At 70.2% G+C, this 4,520-nt stretch carries 1 protein-coding gene and 2 pseudogenes; 2 read left to right on the forward strand and 1 reads right to left on the reverse strand.

Annotated elements, in window-relative coordinates:
• A pseudogene (locus CCN33_RS27650) lies at positions 1-775 on the reverse strand (cytochrome b/b6 domain-containing protein); the annotation flags it as partial.
• A 402-nt stretch (positions 776-1,177) separates the two neighbouring features.
• Between CCN33_RS27650 and leuS the strand changes: the two are divergent.
• The gene (gene leuS, locus CCN33_RS27655) at positions 1,178-4,069 is read left to right on the forward strand and encodes a leucine--tRNA ligase (protein ID WP_086696143.1); all 2,892 of its coding nucleotides are present in this window, start codon (positions 1,178-1,180) and stop codon (positions 4,067-4,069) included.
• Between the two features lie 188 nt (positions 4,070-4,257).
• A pseudogene (locus CCN33_RS27660) lies at positions 4,258-4,520 on the forward strand (hypothetical protein); the annotation flags it as partial.

A 4,520-nucleotide genomic window follows, 5' to 3' on the forward strand; every position in this document is an offset into this window, starting at 1 on the left:
GGGTGCGGCGGGGTTCGCGGCGGTTGTCGAAGCCCGGCTCGCCGCGGCGGCTCCGGCTCGCCTCCAGACGGTCCAGGTCGGAGGCTTCGGCGCCGCCGAAGAGGCCGACCAGGCGGTCGGCGAGCCGGCGCTTGACCGGGCGGGGAGCGGCGCGCAGCGCCAGGCCGGCCATCACGCCGAGCAGGGAGAGGCCGTAGAGGATCACGAAGATCGGCTTGGCCTGGCGGCCCGCGTACAGACCGTGCACCAGGGCCGCGCACCACGCCGGGTAGGCGAGCATGTGCATCGCGCGCCAGCGGGCGGCCACGGGGGCGGGAGTGGCGAAGTTGCTGCGCAGGGCGCCGGTGACGCCGACGAAGACCATCAGCAGGCCGGCCAGGGAGCCCAGGCCGATCAGACCGCCGCTGCCGGTGACGCCGAGGGAGAAGGGGATGAGGGCCGCGATCAGCTGGGTGTGGTCCAGCGCGATCTTGGTGGTGATGTGCAGCAACAGGAAAGCGATCGAGCCGACCGCCGTCGTCCGGTGCACCGCCTGGCCGATGATCCGCTGGCGGGTGTTGAGCAGCACCCGGTCCTGGGCGACCAGACCCCAGATGACCGAACAGCTCAGCGAGACGAGGGACAGGACGCCCGCGCCGAAGTTCAGGAACTCTTGGAACTGACTGCCTCCCACCAGCACGACCACCGGTATGAGCAGCAGGACGACAGCGGACGCCACCCCGTAGGCCGACCGGCCGGGCTTGGGGAGCGAGCTGTTACTACGACGAGGGTTCATGGGGGCAACTCCGAGCAGTTTCGGGAAGGCGGTCCCGCTGCCGAACTCTAAGTGGAGCCATACCGATCAGTACGAGGTTTGAGTTATTGCGCTGTTATCAAAGGACGAACCACCTGCGGCGTCGTCCCTTAGTGACTGTTACGCGAAGTAATCCTTGACCCGGGTTCAGATCTGGCGGCCGTACGGACATGTCTCACCTGCATACGCACGCGCGTCGCGGCTTGCTCAAGGGCTGCGGTACCCTAGCGCCATGCGTGCTGTACGCCTTCTGCTTAGCGAGCCGCGCTGATCAGTACCGACCACCGGTCGCACCGGACGGTCGGCATCGGCGCGGCGTCCCCTCCTGTGTGAGGGGCTTTTTCGTTTCCGCGGGCAGAGACGATCGATGGAGCTTTGAGGATCATGAGCGAGACGAACCCCGCCGCCACCGCTGCCGCGTCGGCGGAGGCCGCGCCGCACCGCTACACGGCCGCCCTGGCGGCCGAGATCGAGGCACGCTGGCAGGACTTCTGGGACGTCGACGGCACCTACGCCGCGCCGAACCCCACCGGCGACCTGGCGGACGACGCCGAGCTGGCGGCGAAGCCCAAGAAGTTCATCATGGACATGTTCCCCTACCCCTCCGGTGCGGGCCTGCACGTCGGCCACCCGCTGGGGTACATCGCCACCGACGTCTACGCCCGCTTCCAGCGCATGACCGGGCACAACGTCCTGCACACCCTCGGCTTCGACGCCTTCGGCCTGCCCGCCGAGCAGTACGCGGTGCAGACCGGCACGCACCCCCGCGTGTCCACCGAGGCCAACATGGAGAACATGAAGGCCCAGCTCCGCCGCCTGGGCCTGGGCCACGACAAGCGCCGGTCGTTCGCCACGATCGACCCGGAGTACTACAAGTGGACCCAGTGGATCTTCGTCCAGATCTTCAACTCCTGGTACGACCACGAGGCCGGCAAGGCCCGCCCGATCTCCGAGCTGGTCGCCCTCTTCGAGTCCGGTGAGCGCCCCGTACCGGGCCACACGCGCGCGTGGAGCGAGCTGACCGCCGCCGAGCGCGCCGACGTCCTGGGCGAGTTCCGCCTGGCCTACGCCTCCGACGCGCCGGTCAACTGGTGCCCGGGCCTGGGCACCGTGCTGGCCAACGAGGAGGTCACCGCCGACGGCCGCTCCGAGCGCGGCAACTTCCCGGTCTTCAAGGCCAAGCTGCGCCAGTGGAACATGCGCATCACCGCCTACGCCGACCGCCTGCTGGAGGACCTGGACGGGCTGGACTGGCCCGAGGCCATCAAGCTCCAGCAGCGCAACTGGATCGGCCGCAGCGAGGGCGCCCGCGTCGACTTCCCCGTCGACGGCGAGCGCATCACCGTCTTCACCACCCGCCCCGACACCCTCTTCGGTGCCACCTACATGGTGCTGGCCCCCGAGCACCCGCTGGTGGAGAAGTTCACCCCCGAGGCGTGGCCCGAGGGCACCCACGAGGCGTGGACGGGCGGGCACGCCACCCCGGCCGAGGCCGTCGCCGCCTACCGCGCGCAGGCCGCCGCCAAGTCCGACGTGGAGCGCCAGGCCGAGGCCAAGGACAAGACCGGCGTCTTCACCGGCGTGTTCGCGGTCAACCCGGTCAACGGCGAGCCGGTCCCGGTCTTCATCGCCGACTACGTCCTGATGGGCTACGGCACCGGCGCGATCATGGCTGTCCCCGCCCACGACACGCGTGACTTCGCGTTCGCCCGCGCCTTCGAGCTGCCGATCCGCTGCGTGGTCGAGCCCACCGACGGCCGCGGCACCGACACCGCCACCTGGGACGACGCCTTCGCCTCCCACGACGCCAAGCTGGTCAACTCCGCCGGCGAGTCCGTCACCCTGGACGGCCTGGCCGTCCCCGAGGCCAAGGCCCGCATCACCGAGTGGCTGACCGAGACCGGCATCGGCGAGGGCACCGTCAACTTCCGGCTGCGTGACTGGCTGTTCAGCCGCCAGCGCTACTGGGGCGAGCCCTTCCCGATCGTCTACGACGAGGACGGCATCGCCCACGCGCTGCCCGAGTCGATGCTCCCGCTGGAGCTGCCCGAGGTCGAGGACTACAGCCCGCGCACCTTCGAGCCCGACGACGCCGACACCCAGCCCGAGACCCCCCTCTCGCGCAACGACGAGTGGGTCCACGTCACCCTGGACCTGGGCGACGGCCCCAAGAAGTACCGCCGCGAGACCAACACCATGCCCAACTGGGCCGGTTCCTGCTGGTACGAGTTCCGCTACCTGGACCCGCACAACGACCGCGAGCTCGTCGACCCCGCCATCGAGCAGTACTGGATGGGCCCGCGCGAGGGCATGCCGCACGGCGGTGTCGACCTGTACGTCGGCGGCGCCGAGCACGCCGTACTGCACCTGCTGTACGCCCGCTTCTGGTCCAAGGTCCTCTTCGACCTGGGACACGTCTCGTCCGCCGAGCCGTTCCACAAGCTCTACAACCAGGGCATGATCCAGGCGTACGTCTACCGCGACAGCCGCGGCATCGCCGTCCCGGCCGCCGAGGTCGAGGAGCGCGACGGCGCCTTCTGGTACCAGGGCGAGCAGGTCTCCCGGCTGCTCGGCAAGATGGGCAAGTCCCTGAAGAACGCCGTCACCCCGGACGAGATCGCCGCCGAGTACGGCGCCGACACCCTGCGCCTGTACGAGATGGCGATGGGCCCGCTGGACGTCTCCCGGCCCTGGGACACCCGCGCGGTCGTCGGCCAGTTCCGGCTGCTCCAGCGGCTGTGGCGCAACGTCGTCGACGAGAACACCGGCGCCCCGACCGTCACCGACGCCGAGCCCGACGAGGACACCCTGCGCGCCCTCAACAAGGCGATCGACGGTGTCGGCCAGGACCTGGAGGGGCTGCGCTTCAACACGGCCATCGCCAAGGTCACCGAGCTGAACAACCACCTGACCAAGGCGTACGGCAGCGGCGGTGCGCTGCCCCGCACGGTCGCCGAGCCACTGGTGCTGATGATCGCCCCGCTGGCCCCGCACATCGCCGAGGAGCTGTGGCACGCGCTGGGCCACAACGACTCCGTCGTCCACCAGGACTTCCCGGTCGCGGACCCGCGCTACCTGGTCGACGACACAGTGACCTGCGTCGTGCAGATCAAGGGCAAGGTGAAGGCCCGCCTGGAGGTGCCGCCGGACATCTCCGACGAGGAGCTGGAGAAGGCCGCTCTGGGTGACGAGAAGGTCGTCGCCGCGCTGGGCGGCGCGCCGATCCGGAAGGTGATCGTGCGGGCGCCGAAGCTGGTGAACATCGTCAGCGGCTGAGGGGTCGTGCCTCGCTGAGCGCCCGGTGCTCCGGGTACCGGCGGGAGTGTCGGGGTGATCCCCTACGGGCAGGTTCCGGGTTCCGGTGGAACCCGGGGCCTGCCCGCTGCGTTTACCGTGGAGACGGTGGAGAAAGAGGCGGCGCAGAGCGAGGCGGCTCGCGGCCGCGCCCTGAGGAGGAACGCGTCATGGAAGCAGTGATCACCGTGTTCGCCGTGCTCTTCGTGCTGCTCGTCGTCCTCGGCACCTACGCCACGGTGAAGGCGGTCACCGCCGCCAAGCGCAGTGTGGACCGCACCATCGCCCAGGGCCGCCGCACGGTCGAGGACCACACCCTGCGCGCCAAGTCCCTCACCCGCCCCGGCCCCGCCGGGGAGATCGCCCAGCTCCGGCTCACCCTGCGAACCTCCATGCGGGCCACCCAGGACGCCCTGCACGCGGGCCCCGCCGA

Source organism: Streptomyces recifensis (genome assembly GCF_002154615.1).
GTDB classification, from domain to species: Bacteria; Actinomycetota; Actinomycetes; order Streptomycetales; family Streptomycetaceae; genus Streptomyces; species Streptomyces griseoluteus.